The following is a 20949-nucleotide window of genomic DNA, read 5'->3' as shown; positions in this document are numbered from 1 at the left end:
AGTTTGGATCAACGGCGAATAATTTTACGTGACACCACTTCAATACCAGGTTGGTTACGCCCGTTAGCCGCACTAAGCGCCATTTTTAACGCATGTTTGGCAATTAATTCAAACTGCTGTGGTAACGATTGAATTTTACTGGGTAAGAAATCTAATAAACGATTATTACCGAAGGTCGCGAGTTTAGTGCTGGCCATTAAGCTTGGATTACGTATCAAGCAATCGAGTACCCCTTCAAATAAGGTATAAGAGGTTGCTAAAATTGCATCGGGGAATGTACCGTTATCAATCCATTGTTGTACTTGGGCTTGGCCTTGTTGTTGGCTAAAGTGATCGCCATAGGCCGTTAGCTGCTTCACATCCCGTTCATGTTGGCTGATGGCTGATAAGAAACCTTGTTCACGTTCTTTTGATATACCCAGTTCAGGTACAGCGCCAACTAAACCAATAGAGTTGATATCGCTTTCGAGTAAAGCTTGCGTTAGTTCATAAGCGCCGTCTAAATCTTCACTGATGACACAAGCAAAAATTTCATCATCCATTGCGCGATCAAGCCCTATTACTGGCACGCCATTGGCTTGTACAGTGCGATAATAGCTGTGTTCAGCGGGCAGGGAACTTGCGACTAGCAAAGCATCGATACGGCGACTAAGCAAGGTCTCAGCGACTTTCATCTCGGTATCTGGATCATCGTCAGAGCATGAAATGATGAGTTGGTAACCAGCTTTACGCGCATCACGTTCAAGTAATTTGGCTAATTTAGCATAGCTGCTATTTTCTAAATCAGGAATGATTAAACCAAATGAACGGTTACTGCCACCGCGTAATGATTGTGCGGCATGATCAGGACGGTAATTATGCTCATTCACCACAGCCATTACTTTTTGCTGGGTTTTTTCACTAATTCGGTACTTACTGGCTTTACCGTTAATCACATAACTGGCAGTGGTACGTGATACCCCAGCTAGTTTGGCTATTTCATCTAATGTCATACTTGTTTCATCCCTAATCTGTGCGCTTGCTCAAAGTTTCTTAAATGATCTGCTATTGAAAATTGTAATCAGCTTAGAAACACTTCAGTATATTAGCTGAAAGGTTTCAGCAATGCCATTTATAATCATTTTGTCATTGCTGCAGCCTTTTTAATTAACTTGTTGCTGAAACGATTCAGCTGTCGTCAGCAAAGAATTAAACCACCAGTATTAACGCGGTATTGTTTACCTATGTAGTGCCCAAGCAGTTATGTAAGTAGTAGATAAATAATACCGAAATATGGAGTAAAGTTATGTTGTCACTGTCTTCGAATGACATTCAATTAAAGCAATCGGCGCCGAACAAGCAGCACGCCATTAAAGCCCTTGCACAAAGCTTGGCGAATAAAACCTATGTTGAAGCAAGTTATGTTGACGGGATGTTGGCGCGTGAAGCGCAGCATTCAACGTATTTAGGTAATGGTATCGCGATCCCGCATGGCACCGTAGGCACACGTGATTTAGTTAATAAAACCGGTGTGCAATTACATCATTATCCACAAGGGGTTGATTGGGGCGAGGGGCAAACTGTGTACCTTGCTATTGCGATAGCGGCTAAATCGGATGAACATTTAGCGATTTTAAAGCAGCTTACGCATGTATTAAGCGCAGATGGTATCGAGCAAGAATTACAAAATTGCGATAGCGCGGAAGCGATTATTGCTTTGCTTGAAGGTAATAGTCTTGAGAGTAAGCAGCAATCAACAACCTTATTAACTGCGGATCTGATACAACTAGCCTTTCCTGGGCAAGATTTATCCCAACTTATCGCTGTTGCAGCTGGACTGCTTAAACACCATGGCTGTATTGACAATAGTGGTGTTGCCGATGCGATCACTACGCCTGCATGCCATTTAGGTCAGGGATTATGGTTAGCGAAAACCAGCAAAGCGGTTACTACGACGGCAATATCATTTGTAACGCCAACAGAGTGCTTATTACAAGCTAACTTAGATTATGAAAGCTTAGCTGTTAAAGGCGTACTAATGCTAGCAAGTGATAACAATTTACACTTAGATAATATGCAATGTGTGGTCGATTTAATTTATAACCAACAAGTGAATCAGTTATTTAATGCAGATGAAGACACCATTATTCGTTTATTAACAGAAGTGCAGCCAAGTGGTGAAACGGCGACATTTACTATCCATAACAGTCATGGTTTACATGCTAGACCAAGTGCGATGTTGGTGAAAATCATCAAGCAGTATCAAGCTGATATCCAGGTGACTAATGCGGCGGGTAAATCAACCAATGCTAAAAACTTGATGAAATTAATGTCGCTGGGTGTGCGTTGTGGTGAAGCATTAACATTTACTGCAAATGGCCATGATGCACAGTTAGCACTCGAAGCTATAGGTGCAGGTATCGAAGCTGGATTAGGTGAAGGTAAATAATGATCATGCAATTAACAAACTTGAAAGTCGTCACTGTGACGTTAAACCCAGCGTTAGACTTGACTGGGCATTTACAAATATTAACGAAAGGCACTGTGAACCAAGTGCAGCACTGCGCGCTAGAGCCTGCAGGTAAAGGCGTTAATGTGGCAAAAGTATTAGCGGAACTTGGCGCAGAGGTGACTGCGACTGGTTTCTTAGGTGTTGAGAATCAAGCGCCGTTTTGTCAGTTATTTGAGCGCAGTAATATCAAGGACCAATTTATTCGTGTGCAAGGCGCTACTCGCATTAACGTTAAATTAGTCGAATCAAGCAGTCAGGTCAGTGACATTAACTTCCCTGGCGTGAGTGTGACAGCGGCTGCGATTGTTGAGTTTGAAACCATGCTCGCTAACTTGTCTGTTGATCACGATGTCTTTGTGATGGCGGGTAGCTTACCGATTGGCGTGACACCAGAGCAATGTGCTAAATGGATCACACAGTTACAGCAAGCGGGTAAGAAAGTTTTTTTTGATAGCAGCAATGCAGCGCTGAGTGCGGGTATTGCGGTGCAACCTTGGCTGATCAAACCGAATGATGAAGAATTGGTGCACTGGGCTAAGAGCTCTAAGGATGCTAAAGCTGCCTCAATGGCAGACAAGAGCTTAGCTGAGATTGCAGAACAGTTAGTCAGTACGGGTATCGCGAATGTCGTGGTATCGCTGGGTGCTGACGGTGTTATGTGGCTTAACCACGAAGGTTGGTTACAGGCTAAACCGCCTAAAATGGCTGTCGTGAGTACAGTCGGTGCGGGTGACACTTTGGTGGCAGGTATGTGCTGGGGACAGTTAAACAACTGGAATAAAAAACAAACATTAGGCTTTGCAACTGCATTATCAGCATTAGCTGTTACTCAGGTTGGTGTTGGCGTTGAAGATATAAATGAAGTGATCACGATGAGTGAACGCATCACTATTTGCGAATAAAGGATATTCATAATGAAAATTGCAATTGTAACTGCGTGTCCAAGTGGCATCGCAAGCAGCCTTATTGCTGCGGGTTTATTAGAAAAAGCAGCGACTGAATTAAACTGGCAAGCAGATATTGAGTGCCATTCATCAGTGGCGCCTATGAAAGCTTTAACTGAGCAGCAGATAGCCGCGGCTGAGTATATTGTTGTTGCCGCAAGTGCCAATATTGATGACAGTCGATTGATTGGTAAAAAAGTCTATCGTTCAGCGGTAGATGCAGTATTTTCGGATGCTAAAACATATTTAGAACAGGCGATTGAAAAGGCAACTGAGCTTACGATTAGTAATGAAGTAAACAGTAATGAAAAAAGCAGCAGTAATAAATTAGCTGCAGCGACTACAGATGCAGGCAACAGCAGTAAAACGATTGTTGCTATTACAGCTTGCCCAACGGGCGTTGCTCATACCTTTATGGCAGCGGAAGCGCTAGAACAAGAAGGTCAACGTTTAGGGCATAAAATTAAAGTTGAAACTCGCGGCTCTGTAGGCGCTAAAAACCAACTTTCGAGTGATGAAATTGCCGCTGCCGATGTGGTCATTATTGCCGCTGACATTGATATCGACTTAGCGCGTTTTGATGGTAAAAAGGTGTATAAGACCAGTACTGGTTTAGCACTGAAGAAAACTAAACAAACGATGGATAATGCTTTTAACGACGCGCACGTTTATAGCCATGGTAAAACGGCCACAAATGCACAGGATAACACGGAAAAAACGGGTGCTTATAAACACCTTATGACTGGGGTATCACACATGCTACCATTAGTGGTAGCAGGTGGTTTGGCTATTGCTTTGTCCTTTGTATTTGGTATTGAAGCGTTTAAAGAAGAGGGCACATTAGCTGCTGCACTAATGACTATCGGTGGTGGTTCAGCCTTTGCGTTAATGATCCCTATTCTTGCTGGCTTTATTGCCTTCTCGATTGCTGACCGACCTGGTTTAGCACCTGGCTTGATTGGTGGCATGTTAGCGAGTTCAACTGGCGCTGGTTTCCTCGGTGGTATTGTGGCGGGTTTTCTTGCTGGTTATACCGCGAAATTAATTGCTGAAAAAGTGCAGCTGCCACAATCAATGGAAGCGTTGAAACCGATTTTAATTATTCCACTTTTAGCCTCACTGATTACCGGTTTGGTGATGATATATGTGGTTGGTGGCCCTGTTTCTGCTGCAATGAATGCGTCAACTGAGTTTTTGAATAATATGGGCTCAGCAAATGCTGTGTTGTTGGGTATTATTCTTGGCGGCATGATGTGTTTCGACCTTGGTGGTCCTGTAAATAAAACCGCTTATACTTTTGGGGTGGGTTTATTAGCATCACAAACGTATGCGCCAATGGCGGCGGTTATGGCTGCTGGTATGGTACCTGCGTTGGGTATGGGTCTAGCGACGTTCCTTGCTAAGCGTAAGTTTAATGGCAGTGAACAAGAAGCGGGTAAAGCCTCATTTGTGTTAGGTTTATGCTTTATTTCTGAAGGTGCTATTCCGTTTGCAGCCCGCGATCCAATGCGTGTGATCCCTAGCTGTATCGCTGGCGGTGCATTAACGGGTGCACTATCTATGTTGTTTGGTGCTGAATTAATGGCCCCACATGGTGGTCTGTTTGTGTTACTCATTCCAAATGCAATTACACCTGTGCTGATGTATTTAGTCGCGATAGCTGCGGGTACGCTAGTTACAGGCGTGAGCTATGCAATGCTTAAGCAAGCAGATGAAAAAGTGGTTACGGCATAAGCTGTTGAATCATAATGCCTCTTAGCTGTACCGCATAACAATATGAAATAATACAACGATTCATGATGAAAAAAGCCAGCTAATTTAGCTGGCTTTTTTGTTCGCTTTGATTGGGAATAAAGCTTATAAATAATCGTAAACTGAACCTTGTGGTGTCGGTGATTGGCTCGACACTACTTTATTACGCCCGCGGCCTTTGGCTTTATATAAGGCTTCATCAGCGCGCGCGATCATTTCTGTAATACGCTCTTTGCCCATTTGGGCGACCCCAATACTGCAAGTCAGCGGTTTATTATGACACCAGTTATGAGCTGCGATGATGCCCCTCAGTGCTTCGGCTCTATTCATTGCCTGCTGGCCATCGGTATCAGGAAAAAACACGATAAATTCTTCTCCGCCCCAGCGTACTAAAAAATCATTGTTGCGAATATTTTTTGATATCACGAATACAAACTCACGTAAGATATCATCACCGACTTGGTGGCCATATTTATCGTTAACACTTTTAAAGTGATCAATATCGATAAACAGTGCCGAAAAATTTTGGTTGCCCCAGCGCACTTGCTGAGCCATTTTTTTTAACCAATCTTGCACTGCGTTTCTGTTTAATGCGCCAGTCAGTGGGTCGCGGTTGGCTAATTCAGAAAATTCGATATTCTTTTCATTTAAATTTTGATTTAATTTAAATAGGCGGGCTGCTCTTTGATGGCTTTGCTTCAGTCGGCGATGTAGCTTAGTTTGTTCATATAAAACAAAACTGATGATTAATAATAGCCAGGTGTATAACAGTCCTTTGAGTAGCGTAGACTCTTTGATCCATACGCCTTGAAATTCAATGCTGTTAACCACTATTTCAAACTGACCTTCAGTGACACCTGATGCCGTTGCAATTTCAATAATCGGCACGTTAGAAAAATCAGGTGAAGCGTGTTCAAGTCCGATATTATTATCCGCTATCCACCAAGTTAATACTTGAAAAGTATCTAGTGTAATCGCAGTTTCACCATCGCCAAAACCTGGCCGGTATTCAATGCCATTAAACTTTAATGAAGTTCGTTCATCTACTCGGGTATAAGCGGGGTTACTATTGCGTATGTATACACGCAAACGTTTATTTGAATGTGTTGTGGTGTAATCAATGTCGAGACTGATTTTATTATAATCAGATAAGTCGATACCTTGGATTAGATTATCAGAAAGACTGATCTCTAATTCACAATAGGGCCAAGGATAATCGGATTCTTTAACGACGTTACAAGTAAGGTACGCTTTTCCATCTTTGATCTCGATTGCAGAGCTGCTTAACCCCCCTTTACTGCTATCATCGATATTTGCAAAATGGAACTCGTCAGGTGTTACTGTGTAGGTTTTCGTATTAGCACGGAAATGGTACCAAACTAATATAATTAAGGTAACGATCACTATCCCTATCGTTATTTTTTGAATATTTCGCACTTAAAACTCCATTGGCGACAACCCGTCGTAATTATCCATATTATAGAATGAAATGCTCAATAAGAAATATAATCATGTAGACTTAACATATATGCAATATGATGTGTGTTGGCTGTGATTATATTTTAATCTATTATGATAAGCAGATAGTCAATAAAGTTAAATTATTGATATAAGTGAGAATTAACACTAATTATAATATCAGATATTTTACTTAGTGTTTAATTTGTTATGTTTATTTTATTATAAAGAGGTATTGCTAAAGTTAACGTTTATTTACTTGATTAAAACGTGAACGTTAATTCAGTGACTTAGCCAATATTGAAATATACAATTGTTTACAAACTATTGTATATTGTCAGAATAACTCATTACTTCAAATGAGCATTATATTTATATTGTGGAGCGATTATGCCATCTCATTTACCCAAGAAATTTAGTCGTGTTTTCTTAAAGCTATTCAGTTATGTCGAAGCTGTTTTGTTGGTTGCTATTACACTGGCTACCATATTTGCAATGGCAAATGATTTCTATCATGTTTATGAATTACGCACGGTAAAACTAACAGATATTTTACTTATGTTTATTTACCTTGAAGTATTAGCAATGATCCAACAGTTTGTCGTCAACGGTAAGATCCCCGTTCGTTATCCTATTTATATTGCGATGATGGCGATTGCTCGTTATGTTACGCTGGGCATGAAAGAGCTAGAGAGTGTTGACGTGGTGTGGTTGTCATTGGCTGCGTTAGTCTTGGCTATAGCGACCGTTATCATCCGCGCAGGCCATTTTTACTGGCCTTATAAATCATTGGGTGACGAATAATAACGGTTCAGCGTGCTTAGTCTTTAACACATATTCTTGATGTCTGTAGCGGCTGTTGTATCGCCGCGATGACAGACGCCGGTGATTGCTTAAATGTTTTATTTAACGACTCACTATTTAGTTTGTTTTCTAAATAGTGAGTATAATCACTGATTTTATGCTCTGCATAAGCCGCAGGGTAACTGGTCTTGCATGTTTGGTACCACTGCACATAGTTATCAAAAAAATGAGCTGCATGGTCAGCTGACATTGCCGACATTAAATTCGCCATATTGCGGCTCACTTGAAAGTGTTGATAATCAATTGGCGTATTCCAAAAACCACCCCAATATAAAAAACCATTATCAGCAAACGTGGTGATTACATCTTCAGCAAAACCCTGACGTTGCTCTTTACCATACCTAAACTGCATCCTATTGGCATACTTAGATCCATCCTCAGGCTTGAAGTTAGCGCGACCTTGTTCGCCAAATTCAACAAATGGATTCTGTTTTGGATTGATATCGATTGCGAGACCGTAAGCATGAATAGAGAGTGAACGCTTGCCGGCAATAGGACGATAATTAAATGCAGAGGTGTTGTTATCAGCCATCGATAAATCATCATTGCCTTGATAATGACGTATTGGCTGGGCTTTATTAATAGGGAACTTCAGGGTATATAAACGCTCAAAAATAGTCGCTATATGTGGCGCTACGGCATCCATGACAATAATTGAACCGTTGTTGTGCTGTTGACCTTGGAAGTCGATATAGTCGAACTGCACTTGTCTTAAGCGGTCACATTGCACTGGTGCTGTAGCGGACATTATCCCCGCGGTTGTCATCGTTTTGCATTCAGCGGCTGAAATTTCAGCTATGTTTTCTGCTGAAACTGGTATCAGCGCATTGCCTAGCAGAATTGGAATTAACCTTTTAAACCAATGTTTTGACATACGTATCCATTCATTAAGTCGTGTTTGGTTATCATCTTAACGTGGATATTTTGAATGTAAATATAGTGCGGCTATATACTGCATATTTGTCCACATTATCTTGATGTTATAAGCTATACTGGATTGGACAGGATAGGATAGGATAGAAGTGCTGTGTATTGGCAGTGCGTACATATAAAATAAGGAAATATTAATGTATAAAATAATCGCTGTAGTATTATTTGCTGGCACACTTGCTGGCTGTGAAACGTCATCTCAAGCTTATAGCATGGCTCAACAAGGCGCGGATGCGTTTACCTGTCCAGAGATCAGTAAAGCATTTACGGCCTATGAGGCAGACCGCCAATCGGCATCGGCATTAACGGTTATCGCGCCACTGATTTCAGCTGATGTAGGTGCTTTGACCCAAACAGGGCTGACTACGACAGATGCATATTATGCCCAAGCGAAAGCAAGCTCTAATGTTGCGCTTATGCTGAAAGGTTGTTCACCGATTATTTAACTTATAACGACATTGGTTGGATATTGATACTCAACTAATCTTAGGTATTGCATCCTGCAGTTGTTTAAGAATAGAAAGTAGAAAGTAGAAAAATGAAAACAAGCAGTGATCTACTTTCAGCTTGTTTTCCTTTTTTAAGACGAGGAAATATCAGTAGTGAATAATTAGCCTGAAGGCATTGCTAAAATTTCAGCAATATTAATACTATGAGTATATTGCACCAGCTTAGGTTCTTGTTGAGTTCGCGCTAGCACTGCCATACGATCAGACAACTCATTACCTTCAATGTTCGCATGTCCTTTGACATGAGAGATGATCAGGTTAGATTTTAACTTTTCGTATAAAGTGAAGCATTGCTGGATAATGGCAAGGTTTTTAATTTCTTCGTTTTTACCGCGTTTCCAACCTTTGTTTTTCCAGCCTTTTGCCCACTTAGTGATACAATCAATTGAATATCTTGAGTCAGATAGTACTTGTACTGTTTTACCTTGCTCGATATGCGATGCCGCAAAACGAAAGGCCACCAGTAACCCATTTAATTCTGCAGAGTTGTTGGTGCCATTTTCTTCATATAAGCCGTACCATAATTGCGCTAGTTTATCTTTTTCATAAACCGCCATGCCAGTACCCGATTTACCTGGGTTAGGCGAGCAGGCACCGTCACAGTAAATATTAAGATCTGCAACTTGTGGTGCCGCAGATAAAATGGACCTTGAGCTGCCAACTGGACGCGTTGCTTTTGGTTTAACACCAGATCCTGTCGCATCGTCTTTTGCGAATGAGCGTTTCATTAATGCGCGTGTATACGTTGAAGCGAATGCTTGGTCTGCTTCGTCTTTTGATGGAAAGCCCATATATTGAGCATCACTGCGGCCATCAATTTGTGCTTTCGTTTCAGACCAGCTATCAAATACACCAGTCTTCACGCCTTTCCATACTACGTAATGTTTTTTACTCATAACTAATTCAATGCTCTCAATGTTTCATAACGGCATAATAACAGCTATACCGCTATAAACAGTACTATCTTTAAGCAGTACTATCTTTTTTCGCTGTCGATAAAGTTTTTGATTAAATGTACAACCATTTCCGGTTGTTCGTTGGTAACCCCGTGGCCAGTGTCAGGTATCACAACAAGCGGGGCCTGGATTTTTTTACTGAGATAAATACCATGTTCAAGAGGAAATATCTGATCTTTTTCTCCCCAGATTAATAGCGTAGGTATAGGTGACTGTGGCGCATCGAGTAAAACATCACGATCTGCTGGCAGTGACTGGATCATCTCTACTCTTTGTTTATGCCAAGCAGCAAAGTAAGTTTGATAAATTTGGTCAGCAACAAAGTCTGGCATCATTTTAGGTCTAACGAAAATACCATCAAATAAACGGCGTAGTTCATCGCTGTTTTTTGGAATAAAGAAATCTTCTGGGTTGTCGACACCAAAACGGGTTGTTAACGCGTCAAGGTCATCATCGTTAAAGTAAGGACCTGGACTGGCGATAATAATCGCTTTATTAATCTGGCGGGTTTGCTCTGGGCTATTATTCATCATATTTAAAGTGATAAAACCGCCATAAGAAATACTGGCTATATTGATATTTTCAAGTTCCAACTGATTAACAAGCTGCCAAATGGTTTGTGTTTCAGTTGTGAGGTTCGCTTCACCGGCACTGAAAGAATCACCAAACCAAGCAAGATCTGGAGCAATGACATCGTAGTCTGCGCTTAAAGCCTGCATTTCATCTTTCCAAGTGGTGACTGCATTACCACCGAATCCATGAATTAATAATAACGGTTGGCCTTTACCTCCGCGCCAATAGCTCAGGGTACCACCTTCATCTAGGCTAACATCATGTTGTGTAAAACCAACGGCTTTAAGACTGTCTTCATCACTGTCTATTTTCCAGCGAACAACTGAGCAACCGCTTAATAGTGAAAAACAGATATAGATAATAAATAATTTTAGCTTGTTTGAAATCATATTATTAGGCCTTAGGCCGATTGCACAGGAAAGGGAAACCATACATGAGAATACGGATAAATAAAATAACATTTCCTTAACTTAGTGATATTAGTACTACTTTATAAGCAGTACCGCTGTGTAAGTGCTGCTACTTACTGGAGAATGCTGGATTGATGATTTGAGAGGCGACTGACGATACGAGGTTCGAAACAGAAGTTAGCGATCGCTTTGCTGGTAGATGTCAGCAATAAAAAAGCCTGCCTGTTATCTAATACAGGCAGGCTTATGGCTATAATTTAGTTACTATTTAGCAGTTAAGTGCTTATTAGCGATTTTTCTTCGCTTGTTTCTGCAGTGCCATATCAAATTCGTCAGGGAACATGATAAGTCCTTCGTCTGCAAGGTTAGGAAAAATAACCAATGCTAAATCATCATCCATCAAGCCTGATGTCCAACGGCTTTGCCATTTAGCTAACGAGATAGATTCTGTTTTACAGTCTTTCCATTCGCCAGTTGCCCAAGATTGTGCAAATTCAGCGTTAGGCCATACAGGTACACAGTCTTCGTCTTCATTGTTTAGCATTACGCAACCGTGCTCATCCGTTAGGATCCAGATTTGACGTTCGCTAGTCACTTCTTTTAATAAATAGCTTAGGCGTTTTTCAGCATCATAAGCTTGGATTGTCGCGATTTGGTTGCTATCGAGAGTTTTTGACATTTAATCTGTTCCTAGTGTGACTAAAATAACGGTCAGATACCAATTGTGTGCAATAAATAATTTGTCATTTAAGCAATTGATATCATATCGGTACTTACTTTTAAGACCGACCCTTATTTATTAATCGAAAATTGTTTATTAACCGAAAATAAGCGACCAAACGCTAGGCTTACTTTTCTTATGATATTCTTTTCTTAAGCTATCCACTTGTTCTAGCTTACTTTTAGCAAGATCTAGATTCGTGTCTGTAACGTCGACTTCTTGAATGCTGTTAAGTACCGATTCAACTTTATTTAAACCTTGATTTGACATCTCTGCACGATCAGGGGAAAAGTTATAGCTTTGTGCAACAGCAAGCATTTCACTTATTTCATCAATGCGCATGTTAAACTCATCCGCAGATGTAGTTTTCATTGCTTGAGTATACGCTAATCTCATGTGTTTCATGGTGACTTTAAGGTCGATACTGTCTATTTCGGCACTGTTAACCAAAGTTGAAAATAATAAGCTGATGATAAGACCAAGCTGAGCAATACGATTCTTCATGATTTTTATCCATAAGTAATAATGAAAGTCTTTCATTCATCACCGTCGTAATAACGTGATGAATAATAATTTGGTTTGTATTCGGTGTTAGCCGCGATACATATTTTCGAATGATTTTATTGAAAAACCCCGTAGTACTTGATCACCAATTTTGAGTGTTGGAACACCTCTACCACCAATTGCGGCGAGTTCTTTACTGCCACGTGGCTCATTGACGCTGCATAAGCGATACGGAATTTTTTTTTCATCTAAGTAGCGCTTTGCTGAATCGCAATTTGGACACTTCTTCTGTGTGTATAACACGACTCTTTTCATATTAGCCAACTATCTTCATCGTAAAAGCGCGCATTATAACAAGCTAACACTGATTAACAATGCATCAATACAGGCAAACCTTTTGAAATACACTTCTTTACATGCATGCTGAATAATCTAGTGTGGTAACGAGGTTTTTAACTGGTTAATTTATACGCGTTATTTTACAGATATACAGATAAAGTAGAGGGTTTAGATTTCAAACGGATGTGCAGGTATACTGTAATTATAAACATGATAATTGAAGATAATGAAGTATGAGTATTATTCTTGGCATTGATCCTGGTTCTCGCATTACTGGGTATGGTGTGATCCAACACATACACGGCAAATTTCAATATTTAGGTAGTGGTTGTATCCGTACCACGGGTGACAACTTACCTGAGCGCTTAAAGCAAATTCACGCTGGTGTGTGTGAAATCATTATCCAGTTTCAGCCAGATAAATTTGCTATTGAAGATGTATTCATGGGTAAAAATGCGGCGTCAGCATTAAAACTGGGTCAGGCTCGTGGTGCCGCAATCGTTGCAGCGGTATCGAATGATCTTGAGGTCGGTGAATATACCGCGCGTCAGATCAAGCAAGCTGTCGTAGGGAACGGTGGTGCTGATAAAGAGCAAGTTCAGCAAATGGTCGTTAATCTACTAAAGCTAGGTGGAACGCCGCAAGCGGATGCTGCAGATGGACTCGCGGTCGCGTTATGCCACGCGCAAAGTTTACGTACCCTCATTAATATGGCGGGTAAAGTAAAGGGTACTGCGCGTGGTCGCTTTAACTAATTATCTTTAATTAATCGGGTGTCGTGGTAGCGAAATAAAATGATCTGGATATTTAACCAGTATTTTATTATGCTACTGAACATTATATTCGTATTTAAAAATGTTGGAAAATAATTGTGATTGGACGTTTACGTGGCACTTTACTAGAAAAGCAACCACCCGAGATCTTACTAGAAGTAAATGGTGTCGGTTATGAAGTTCAACTGCCAATGAGCTGTTTTTACGAGCTTGGTGATGTTGACAGCGAAGTGATCGTTTACACCCATTTTGTGGTGAGAGAAGACGCCCAATTACTTTACGGTTTTAATAACAAAATGGAACGCTTGATGTTCCGCGAATTGATTAAAGTAAATGGGGTCGGTCCTAAACTGGCATTAGCTATCTTATCGGGTATGACGGCGAATCAATTTGCTCATTGTGTTGAGCATGATGATATCAACAGCCTAATTAAATTGCCGGGTGTTGGTAAAAAGACAGCCGAGCGTTTATTGGTTGAAATGCGTGACCGTTTGAAGAATTGGGTTACTCAAGATTTATTTACCCCTGAAGCAGACAAAGCGCAATTACAGGGTTATGGTAATACTGCATCGAATGCGATTGAGGAAGCGGAAGAAGCCTTGGTTGGTTTAGGTTATAAACCGGCGCAAGTAGCCAAAATGATCAAAAAAGTTGCTCAGCCAAGTATGAGCTGTGAAGAGATCATTCGTCAGTCATTACGTGCCACCTTACAGAATTAATTTAGGAAGTTACTTTAGTGATTGAAGCTGATCGATTAATTTCTAGCGGCACCGTCCGCGAAGAAGAAGTCATAGACCGTGCCATCCGACCGAAAATGTTGTCTGACTACCAAGGCCAGGATCATGTACGTGATCAAATGGAGATTTTTATTGAGGCCAGTAAGCGTCGTGAGGATGCGTTGGATCATTTATTAATCTTTGGACCGCCGGGACTCGGTAAAACCACGTTAGCCAATATTGTCGCTAACGAAATGGGTGTAAGCATTAAAACCACGTCAGGTCCTGTATTAGAGAAAGCGGGCGATCTCGCTGCATTGCTAACAAATTTAGAACCGCATGATGTATTGTTTATTGATGAAATTCATCGCTTGAATCCGTCGATTGAAGAAATTCTATATCCAGCAATGGAAGATTACCAATTAGACATTATGATTGGTGAAGGGCCGTCTGCACGCTCGATCAAACTCGATTTACCGCCTTTTACACTTATTGGTGCGACTACTCGAGCAGGGTCATTAACATCACCTCTACGTGATCGCTTTGGTATTGTGCAGCGTCTGGAGTTTTATAAGGTTGAAGATTTACAAGACATCGTATTACGTTCGGCTAATTGCTTAGGGCTCAATATGGATAGCGCTGGTGCGTTAGAAATTGCGCGACGCTCACGTGGAACACCGCGTATTGCAAACCGGTTATTACGTCGTGTTCGTGATTATGCCGAAGTGAAGCATGACGGCGATATTGATGCCCATATAGCGTCTGCAGCACTGAGTATGCTAGACGTTGATACGTGTGGATTCGATTACATGGACCGTAAGTTGCTCATTGCGATTGTGGATACTTTCTCTGGCGGTCCTGTGGGACTTGATAACGTAGCGGCTGCGATTGGTGAAGAACGTGAAACCATTGAAGATGTACTCGAACCTTATCTTATTCAGCAAGGTTTCTTGCAACGTACACCACGTGGGCGAATAGCCACACCACGTGCTTATTTACATTTAGGTTTTGATCATCCTGAAAAGTAATCACTGAAAACAATACCTAATAAATAATTACTGAAATGTATTCTTCATATTAAATCAATTTCATATATTATTTTTGTCAGGTATATTAAATCACTTATAGCGCTAAACTTATAAGTGATTGTTATTGAGTTAGTACAGACGGACTGTCAAATAATGCAAAATGAAATAGTACAACGTGAGTTTAAGGTACGCGTTTATTTTGAAGATACCGATGCTGGTGGGGTGGTTTATCATAGTAACTATTTGAACTATGCTGAACGGGCAAGAACAGAAATGTTACGCGATAGAGGCTTTTCACAAGCACTATTATTACAACAAGATCTTGCATTTGTAGTACGTAAAATAGACATAGATTATCGCTATCCTGCATACCTTGATGATTTATTAACTATAAAATCACATATTAAGGAACTAAAACGCGCATCTTTGGTCTTTTCTCAGAGTATTTATCATGAAAATGGTAAATTATTGTCAGAATTAACAGTTAAAGTGGCATGCATTCAATTGTCTCATAAGAAACCTTGTGCAATGCCTACAGAAATTATAAGGAAACTAACCAGTGGAAGCTGCTGATATTTCGTTTTTTGGTCTTTTTTGGGAAGCTAGCATACTTGTTAAAACAGTCATGTTATTGTTACTTTCTATGTCGGTAGCATCGTGGGCTATGATTTTTCATCGTTCTAAAGCGTTGAAACAAGCAAATGATGCATCAAAACGATTCGAAGATAGATTTTGGTCCGGTATTGATTTATCAAAATTATATAAAGAAAGCGAATCCCGTAAGAATAATATCCAAGGTATGGAACTGATTTTTCACTCGGGTTTTAAAGAATACGTACGTATCCACAATACTAATCAAGAGAATACGGATGCGATCATGGATGGTAGCTACCGCGCTATGCGGGTTGCACTATCTCGTGAAGTTGATGAGCTTGAAGTTAACTTAAATAACTTAGCCACAATCGGCTCAATTAGCCCTTATATCGGTCTGTTTGGTACGGTTTGGGGGATTATGAGTTCATTCATAGCATTAGGCGCAGTGCAACAAGCGACATTAGCGATGGTTGCACCTGGTATTGCTGAAGCATTGATTGCAACGGCGATGGGTTTATTTGCTGCGATCCCCGCTGTTATTGCTTACAACCGATTTTCTAATCAAGTAATGCGCATTGAAAATAACTACGCTAACTTCATGGAAGAATTTTCTAGTATTTTACATCGCCAGAGCTTGGCGAAACGAACACAGGACTAAGCGATGCAGCCTTATCAACGTAAGCGCAGACGACCTGTAGCAGAAATTAACGTAGTACCTTATATCGATGTGATGCTGGTGCTACTTATTATCTTTATGGTGACTGCACCACTTGTCACTCAAGGTGTGCTTGTTGATTTACCGCAAGCACAAGCAGAGGCATTATCACAAGACAGTAAACCGCCCATTGTCGCCTCTGTTGATAAAGATGGTTTATATTACCTTGATGTTGGCGATGGTGATAAATCACCGATGTCACCAGATGATTTAGCCGTGTTAGTTGCTGCACATTTGAAACTACAACCTGATACACCTGTTGTCGTTAAAGGCGATGGTTCTGTGGCATACGAGCAAGTGATCCGCTTAATGGTCGTTTTACAGCAAGCTGGAGCACCTTCAGTTGGTCTGATGACTGATCCTGCTGAGTAAAATCAAGAAAAGCGTTAAGTTATAAGAGATGTTAGCCGTTGTTATGCGTAGAGTAGGTATAAATAAAGATGAAGGATAATCAATCGAAATACTCTGTTGCGATTATTATTTCGGTCGTTTTACATGTGGTACTTCTAGTAGTATTAGGACTAAGTGCGACATCGACGCCATTAAAGCAGCAACCAAAGCCAAAAGCACAAGCGATCCAAGCTGTGGTCGTGAGTGAGAAAGCGATAAAGCAGCATGCAGATCGTATTAAGCGCACAGAACAAGATAAACGAAAAAAAGAACAACAACGTTTACAGGCTGCTGAAGACCGTATTAAGAAATTGAATGTCGAACGTCAGCAGAAAGAAGCGGCAATTGTGAAAGCCAAAGAACAGCAAAAAAAGGCTGAACAAGCAGCAAAGCGTGCTGAAACAAAACGAGCAGAAAAAGAAGTTGAACGTAAAGTTGCTGAAGCGGCTGCTGTTAAAGCAGAGAAACAGCGCTTGAAGAAAGTTGCAGAGCGTAAAAAAGCCGAGGCCGAAACCAAGAAAGCAGAACAAGCTGCCGCCGCTGCAGAAACCAAGCGTAAAGCCGCAGAAGTGAAAGAACAAAAACGTCAAGCTGCTGTCGCTGCCGAGAATAAACGTAAAAAAGCAGAACAAGAGCGTAAGCGTCAGGAAGTTGAAAAAAAACGTGTCGCAGAGGAAAAGCGAGTTGCAGCAGAGAAAGAGCGCCAGCGTTTAGCTAAAATTGAACAAGACAGGCAAGAACGTTTGATGCAAGAGCAGATTGAAGCTGAGTTTGCCTCCGAGCTTGATAGTGAGATCCAGCAACTTGATGCAGTACGTCAGCAAGAAGTATTGAGTGAAGTGGATAAGTACACAGCGCGTATTCAAAGTTCAATTCAACGTAATATGCTTACGAGTGATGCGATGAAAGGGAAGTCCTGTGCGCTTAATATTCGCCTATCTGATTCTGGTTTGGTATTAAGTGCGACCAGTGGTAAAGGTGACAGCATCGTTTGTCGTGCAGGTGTTAACGCAGTAAATAAGGCCGGTAGTCTACCTATGTCTGCGGATCCTGAAGTTGCGAGCAAGCTTAAAAATATTAATTTGATTTTTAGACCAGAGATTTAATATGAACATAACGAAACGTTTTTTATCTTTCTTTGTTGTATGCCTTATGCAGATACAGCTGGCACATGCAGCATTAGAAATTATCATTACTGAAGGTACAAACAGTGCTAGACCTGTCGCTGTCGTGCCATTTAAATGGCTAGGTACCCAACCTCAGCCAAAAAACATGACTGATTTCGCGAGTATTATTGCGGATGACTTACGCAACAGTGGCCGATTTTCACCATTAGATCGAAACTTGATGCCGCAAACACCGGCAACAGAGAGTGCGATTGATTATGCCGCATGGAAAGACGCAGGTGTTGAAGCTATCGTAATTGGTACTGTTAAGCCTTTAGAAAGTGGGCGTTTGCAGATCCATTTTCAGCTCGTTAATGTATTGTCTGGCTTTAAAAACCAAACTCCACAAAAGATTGATGAACAGCTGGTTAAAAATACTGATCATATTAAGCTTAATTTAAAAGGTAATTTCTCGACTCGTCGTCCTCGTCATATTTCACACCGTTTAAGTGATTATATTTTTGAGAACCTGACTGGTACGCGTGGCGCATTTCTAACACGTATTGCTTATGTAGCAATTAATTATGATGATAAATATCCATTTAAATTATTAATTTCTGATTACGATGGTATGAATCAGCACGTATTATTCCGCTCAACAGAGCCTGTCATGTCCCCATCGTGGGACCCAACAGGTAAAAAACTAGCTTATATGAGCATGGAAGATAAAAAGCATGAGATCTGGATTTATGATCTGGTGACGCAAAAACGTGAGCTAATAGAACCGTATAAAGGCAGCAATATTTTACCGGTATTTTCACCTGATGGTACAAAATTATCGATGGTATTGTCTAAATCAGGTCAGGCTGATGTTTACGTTTATGATTTGAAAACGAAGAAACTTGATCGATTGACTAAAAATCGCGGCATTGATACGGAAGCAACATGGGCTCCAGATGGTAAGTCGCTGGTGTTTACGTCTGAACGTGGTGGTCGTCCACAAATTTATCAAGTTAATTTAGAAAGTAAGAAAATTAAACGACTTACCTTTGAAGGCAATTCAAACTTAAATCCTTCAATTAGCCCTGATGGCCAGAATTTAGTTATGGTCAGTTTGCAAAAAGGTAAGTATAGTGTAACGAAGCAGGATTTGTCAGATGGATATGTGCAAAAACTGACTGACGGCCGCCTTGATAAGTCACCAAGCATTGCACCAAATGGCAGTATGGTGATCTACAGCACGGTTGTTAAGGGAAAACAGGTATTATCGCTAGTCTCAATGGATGGACGTTTTAAGGCAGTATTACCAGCAAGTGATGGAGAAGTTAAAGCACCAGCTTGGTCACCTTTCTTGACATCTAAAAAGAATTAATTATTGATAGGAAAATGAAAATGCAACTAAATAAAATCTTAAAAAGTTTAGTAATTGCGTTACCAATGCTGACATTGGCTGCATGTAGCTCAACAACTGATACAACGACAAATGACGCAGTAGAAAGCACTGCACAACAAACAGCAAACGATGCGGCAGATAATGCAGCAGCTGAATCAGGTTCAAATGTTGTTGTTGGTAGCGATACTGATGTAAGCATTGACGACGTTGAAAACCTTACTGCTGAAGAAGCTAAAAAACAAGTGATTGACGAATTACGTAAACGTCATGTTGTTTACTTTGGTTTTGATCAACAAGCTGTTACTGCAGAATATGGCGAGCTATTACAAGATCACGCTAATTTCTTAATTGATAACCCTGTTGTTAAAGTACTAATCGAAGGTCATGCTGATGAACGTGGTACGCCAGGTTACAATATCGCACTAGGCGATCGTCGTGCTGATGCTGTGGTTAAATACCTAAACAATCTAGGTGTTTCTTCAAGCCAAATTTCAACAGTAAGTTATGGTGAAGAAAAACCAGTAAACACTTCACACACTGAAGCTGCATTCTCTCAAAATCGACGTGCAGTACTAGTTTACTAAGGATTAGTCACCTTGATTCGAATTAATACTAAAACGGCCATGATTATGGCCGTTCTTTATAGTGGAATAGGGCATGCTGCACCGGCTACAGTACTAGATGCTACAGTTAGTACTAATAAGGTAATTACAGCAAAACCAACTCGTTCAGTTGAACAACGCCTAACCCGAATAGAGAATATCCTCCAAGCTCGCACTAGAGCGCAATTAGAAACTCAGCAAAGACTTGATCAATTATCGATTGAATTAATGAACTTGCAGGGCGCTATTGAAGAAAGCAATCTAGAGCAGGGTAAAATCACGCAACGTCAACGCGATATCCTCAATGATATTGAACGTATACGTACCACGCTTGTAGCGAAACCAGTAAAATCTGTCGCCACGGATGCTGCTATCTTAAACGCGGCCAATCAACCGGTAAATCTAACTGGAAAAGATTCTTATAATTATGCCATTAAATTAATTAAAAATGAGCGTAAGTATGATGAGGCAATTCCTGCATTACAAAGTTTTATCTCAACGTATCCAGAGTCTGAACTTGCTGCTAATGCGCATTATTGGTTAGGCTTGCTGTTGCGTAAAGATAACAAGAATGATGAAGCTAAAGTTGAATTTGAGAAGATCGTGACTAAATACCCGACATCAAATAAACGTGCGGATTCATTACAGAAATTGGGTCAACTTGCTAAATTAGCTGGTTCAAATAGTGAAGCTAAACGCTATTTTGAATTAGTGATCAAAGATTATCCGAATGACGCTGTCGCTAAGCTTGCGAAACAAGAATTAGCAGCACTAAAATAATCTGTTGCAGTCGATAAGTTTCTTTACCTTTTGGGGTTGTGTTATTTATCGTCGCATTGATGTTAAACTGAGCGGAAGTCAGCGTGTTATCACTGAATTGTGATTCTAAGCAGATTTTACTTGCAGAGTTTTCTGAAAAAAGTATTATAGCCGCCATCGAGACGGGGCTTAACGAAACAAAGAAATTTGCTTTGTTAATTAACATCTTGATTATAGATTGTCGCGGGATGGAGCAGTTTGGTAGCTCGTCGGGCTCATAACCCGAAGGTCGTAGGTTCAAATCCTGCTCCCGCAACCATTTCTATAACCAATTTATTTGGTATTTGTGGGTCCTTAGCTCAGTTGGGAGAGCATCGCCCTTACAAGGCGAGGGTCACTGGTTCAAGCCCAGTAGGACCCAC

Annotated in this window: 23 protein-coding genes and 2 tRNA genes; 17 read left to right on the top strand and 8 right to left on the bottom strand. The window is 40.7% G+C overall.

Going from position 1 to position 20949, the window contains the following annotated elements:
- Positions 1 to 8: 8 nt before the first annotated feature.
- Positions 9 to 992, bottom strand: coding sequence for a catabolite repressor/activator (gene cra, locus JFU56_RS19515; RefSeq protein ID WP_198438928.1), 984 nt, complete (start codon positions 990 to 992; stop codon positions 9 to 11).
- A 293-nt stretch (positions 993 to 1285) separates the two neighbouring features.
- Between cra and fruB the strand changes: the two genes are divergently transcribed.
- From fruB to fruA, 3 genes are read left to right on the top strand one after another with little or no spacing between them, the layout of a single operon-like run.
- Positions 1286 to 2428, top strand: coding sequence for a fused PTS fructose transporter subunit IIA/HPr protein (fruB, locus tag JFU56_RS19510; RefSeq protein ID WP_198438927.1), 1143 nt, complete (start codon positions 1286 to 1288; stop codon positions 2426 to 2428).
- Positions 2428 to 3393, top strand: coding sequence for a 1-phosphofructokinase (pfkB, locus tag JFU56_RS19505; RefSeq protein ID WP_198438926.1), 966 nt, complete (start codon positions 2428 to 2430; stop codon positions 3391 to 3393). The genes fruB and pfkB overlap by 1 nt, the downstream gene beginning before the upstream one ends.
- A 12-nt stretch (positions 3394 to 3405) precedes the next feature.
- Positions 3406 to 5169 carry a PTS fructose transporter subunit IIBC gene (gene fruA, locus JFU56_RS19500; RefSeq protein ID WP_198438925.1) on the top strand — a complete coding sequence of 588 codons (1764 nt, stop codon included), beginning with the start codon at positions 3406 to 3408 and terminating at the stop codon, positions 5167 to 5169.
- Between the two features lie 123 nt (positions 5170 to 5292).
- On the opposite strand, the gene JFU56_RS19495 is transcribed toward fruA, so the two are convergent.
- Complete coding sequence (locus JFU56_RS19495; RefSeq protein WP_198438924.1) at positions 5293 to 6624, bottom strand: GGDEF domain-containing protein; 1332 nt, start codon at positions 6622 to 6624, stop codon at positions 5293 to 5295.
- 411 nt (positions 6625 to 7035) lie between these two features.
- Here JFU56_RS19495 and JFU56_RS19490 point away from each other — a divergent pair, with 411 nt between their 5' ends.
- Positions 7036 to 7449, top strand: a complete 414-nt coding sequence (locus tag JFU56_RS19490) for a phosphate-starvation-inducible protein PsiE (protein ID WP_198438923.1) — start codon at positions 7036 to 7038, stop codon at positions 7447 to 7449.
- A 16-nt stretch (positions 7450 to 7465) separates the two neighbouring features.
- Here JFU56_RS19490 and JFU56_RS19485 read toward each other — a convergent pair whose 3' ends face one another.
- Entirely contained in the window at positions 7466 to 8383 is a 918-nt protein-coding gene (locus JFU56_RS19485; RefSeq protein ID WP_198438922.1) for a M15 family metallopeptidase, read from the bottom strand.
- A 193-nt stretch (positions 8384 to 8576) separates the two neighbouring features.
- On the opposite strand from JFU56_RS19485, the gene JFU56_RS19480 reads away from it, so the two are divergent.
- Entirely contained in the window at positions 8577 to 8885 is a 309-nt protein-coding gene (locus tag JFU56_RS19480; RefSeq protein ID WP_198438921.1) for a hypothetical protein, read from the top strand.
- Positions 8886 to 9049: 164 nt separating this feature from the next.
- Here JFU56_RS19480 and JFU56_RS19475 read toward each other — a convergent pair whose 3' ends face one another.
- The 5 genes from JFU56_RS19475 to JFU56_RS19455 all read right to left on the bottom strand — a co-directional run bounded on the left by JFU56_RS19475 (position 9050) and on the right by JFU56_RS19455 (position 12427).
- Positions 9050 to 9844, bottom strand: coding sequence for a ribonuclease H family protein (locus JFU56_RS19475; protein ID WP_198438920.1), 795 nt, complete (start codon positions 9842 to 9844; stop codon positions 9050 to 9052).
- Between the two features lie 80 nt (positions 9845 to 9924).
- Positions 9925 to 10866, bottom strand: a complete 942-nt coding sequence (locus JFU56_RS19470; protein ID WP_198438919.1) for an alpha/beta fold hydrolase — start codon at positions 10864 to 10866, stop codon at positions 9925 to 9927.
- Between the two features lie 307 nt (positions 10867 to 11173).
- Positions 11174 to 11566 (bottom strand): DUF2750 domain-containing protein, encoded by a 393-nt coding sequence (locus JFU56_RS19465; RefSeq protein WP_019443084.1) that lies wholly within the window; start codon positions 11564 to 11566, stop codon positions 11174 to 11176.
- A gap of 138 nt (positions 11567 to 11704) precedes the next feature.
- Positions 11705 to 12112, bottom strand: a complete 408-nt coding sequence (locus tag JFU56_RS19460) for a cytochrome b562 (protein WP_198438918.1) — start codon at positions 12110 to 12112, stop codon at positions 11705 to 11707.
- 87 nt (positions 12113 to 12199) lie between these two features.
- The gene (locus JFU56_RS19455; protein WP_019443086.1) at positions 12200 to 12427 is read right to left on the bottom strand and encodes a glutaredoxin family protein; all 228 of its coding nucleotides are present in this window, start codon (positions 12425 to 12427) and stop codon (positions 12200 to 12202) included.
- Between the two features lie 257 nt (positions 12428 to 12684).
- On the opposite strand from JFU56_RS19455, the gene ruvC reads away from it, so the two are divergent.
- The 12 genes from ruvC to JFU56_RS19395 all read left to right on the top strand — a co-directional run bounded on the left by ruvC (position 12685) and on the right by JFU56_RS19395 (position 20948).
- Positions 12685 to 13206 carry a crossover junction endodeoxyribonuclease RuvC gene (gene ruvC, locus JFU56_RS19450; protein ID WP_198438917.1) on the top strand — a complete coding sequence of 174 codons (522 nt, stop codon included), beginning with the start codon at positions 12685 to 12687 and terminating at the stop codon, positions 13204 to 13206.
- 116 nt (positions 13207 to 13322) lie between these two features.
- Complete coding sequence (gene ruvA / locus JFU56_RS19445) at positions 13323 to 13943, top strand: Holliday junction branch migration protein RuvA (protein ID WP_198438916.1); 621 nt, start codon at positions 13323 to 13325, stop codon at positions 13941 to 13943.
- Positions 13944 to 13960: 17 nt separating this feature from the next.
- Positions 13961 to 14968 (top strand): Holliday junction branch migration DNA helicase RuvB, encoded by a 1008-nt coding sequence (ruvB, locus tag JFU56_RS19440; protein WP_198438915.1) that lies wholly within the window; start codon positions 13961 to 13963, stop codon positions 14966 to 14968.
- A 153-nt stretch (positions 14969 to 15121) separates the two neighbouring features.
- Positions 15122 to 15541: a tol-pal system-associated acyl-CoA thioesterase gene (gene ybgC, locus JFU56_RS19435; protein WP_198438914.1), complete on the top strand. Its 420-nt coding sequence runs from the start codon at positions 15122 to 15124 to the stop codon at positions 15539 to 15541.
- On the top strand, positions 15528 to 16220 hold the full coding sequence (gene tolQ, locus JFU56_RS19430) for a protein TolQ (RefSeq protein ID WP_198438913.1): 693 nt from the start codon (positions 15528 to 15530) through the stop codon (positions 16218 to 16220). The genes ybgC and tolQ overlap by 14 nt, the downstream gene beginning before the upstream one ends.
- 3 nt (positions 16221 to 16223) lie before the next feature.
- Entirely contained in the window at positions 16224 to 16649 is a 426-nt protein-coding gene (gene tolR, locus JFU56_RS19425; protein WP_198438912.1) for a protein TolR, read from the top strand.
- 68 nt (positions 16650 to 16717) lie between these two features.
- Positions 16718 to 17773, top strand: a complete 1056-nt coding sequence (gene tolA / locus JFU56_RS19420; protein ID WP_198438911.1) for a cell envelope integrity protein TolA — start codon at positions 16718 to 16720, stop codon at positions 17771 to 17773.
- Between the two features lies 1 nt (position 17774).
- On the top strand, positions 17775 to 19145 hold the full coding sequence (gene tolB, locus JFU56_RS19415) for a Tol-Pal system beta propeller repeat protein TolB (RefSeq protein WP_198438910.1): 1371 nt from the start codon (positions 17775 to 17777) through the stop codon (positions 19143 to 19145).
- Between the two features lie 20 nt (positions 19146 to 19165).
- Positions 19166 to 19750, top strand: coding sequence for a peptidoglycan-associated lipoprotein Pal (gene pal, locus JFU56_RS19410; protein WP_198438909.1), 585 nt, complete (start codon positions 19166 to 19168; stop codon positions 19748 to 19750).
- A 12-nt stretch (positions 19751 to 19762) separates the two neighbouring features.
- A complete protein-coding gene (ybgF, locus tag JFU56_RS19405; protein ID WP_242066033.1) occupies positions 19763 to 20548 on the top strand; it encodes a tol-pal system protein YbgF in 786 nt (261 codons plus the stop codon).
- A gap of 221 nt (positions 20549 to 20769) precedes the next feature.
- Positions 20770 to 20846: transfer RNA gene (locus JFU56_RS19400), tRNA-Met, on the top strand.
- 29 nt (positions 20847 to 20875) lie between these two features.
- Positions 20876 to 20948 (top strand) — tRNA-Val (locus tag JFU56_RS19395).
- The last annotated feature ends 1 nt before the right edge of the window (position 20949 follow it).

The organism is Moritella sp. F3 (assembly GCF_015082335.1).
Lineage (GTDB): Bacteria > Pseudomonadota > Gammaproteobacteria > Enterobacterales > Moritellaceae > Moritella.
The sequence above is the reverse complement of the archived record's forward strand: the minus strand, read 5'-3'. Positions and strand labels throughout refer to the sequence as shown.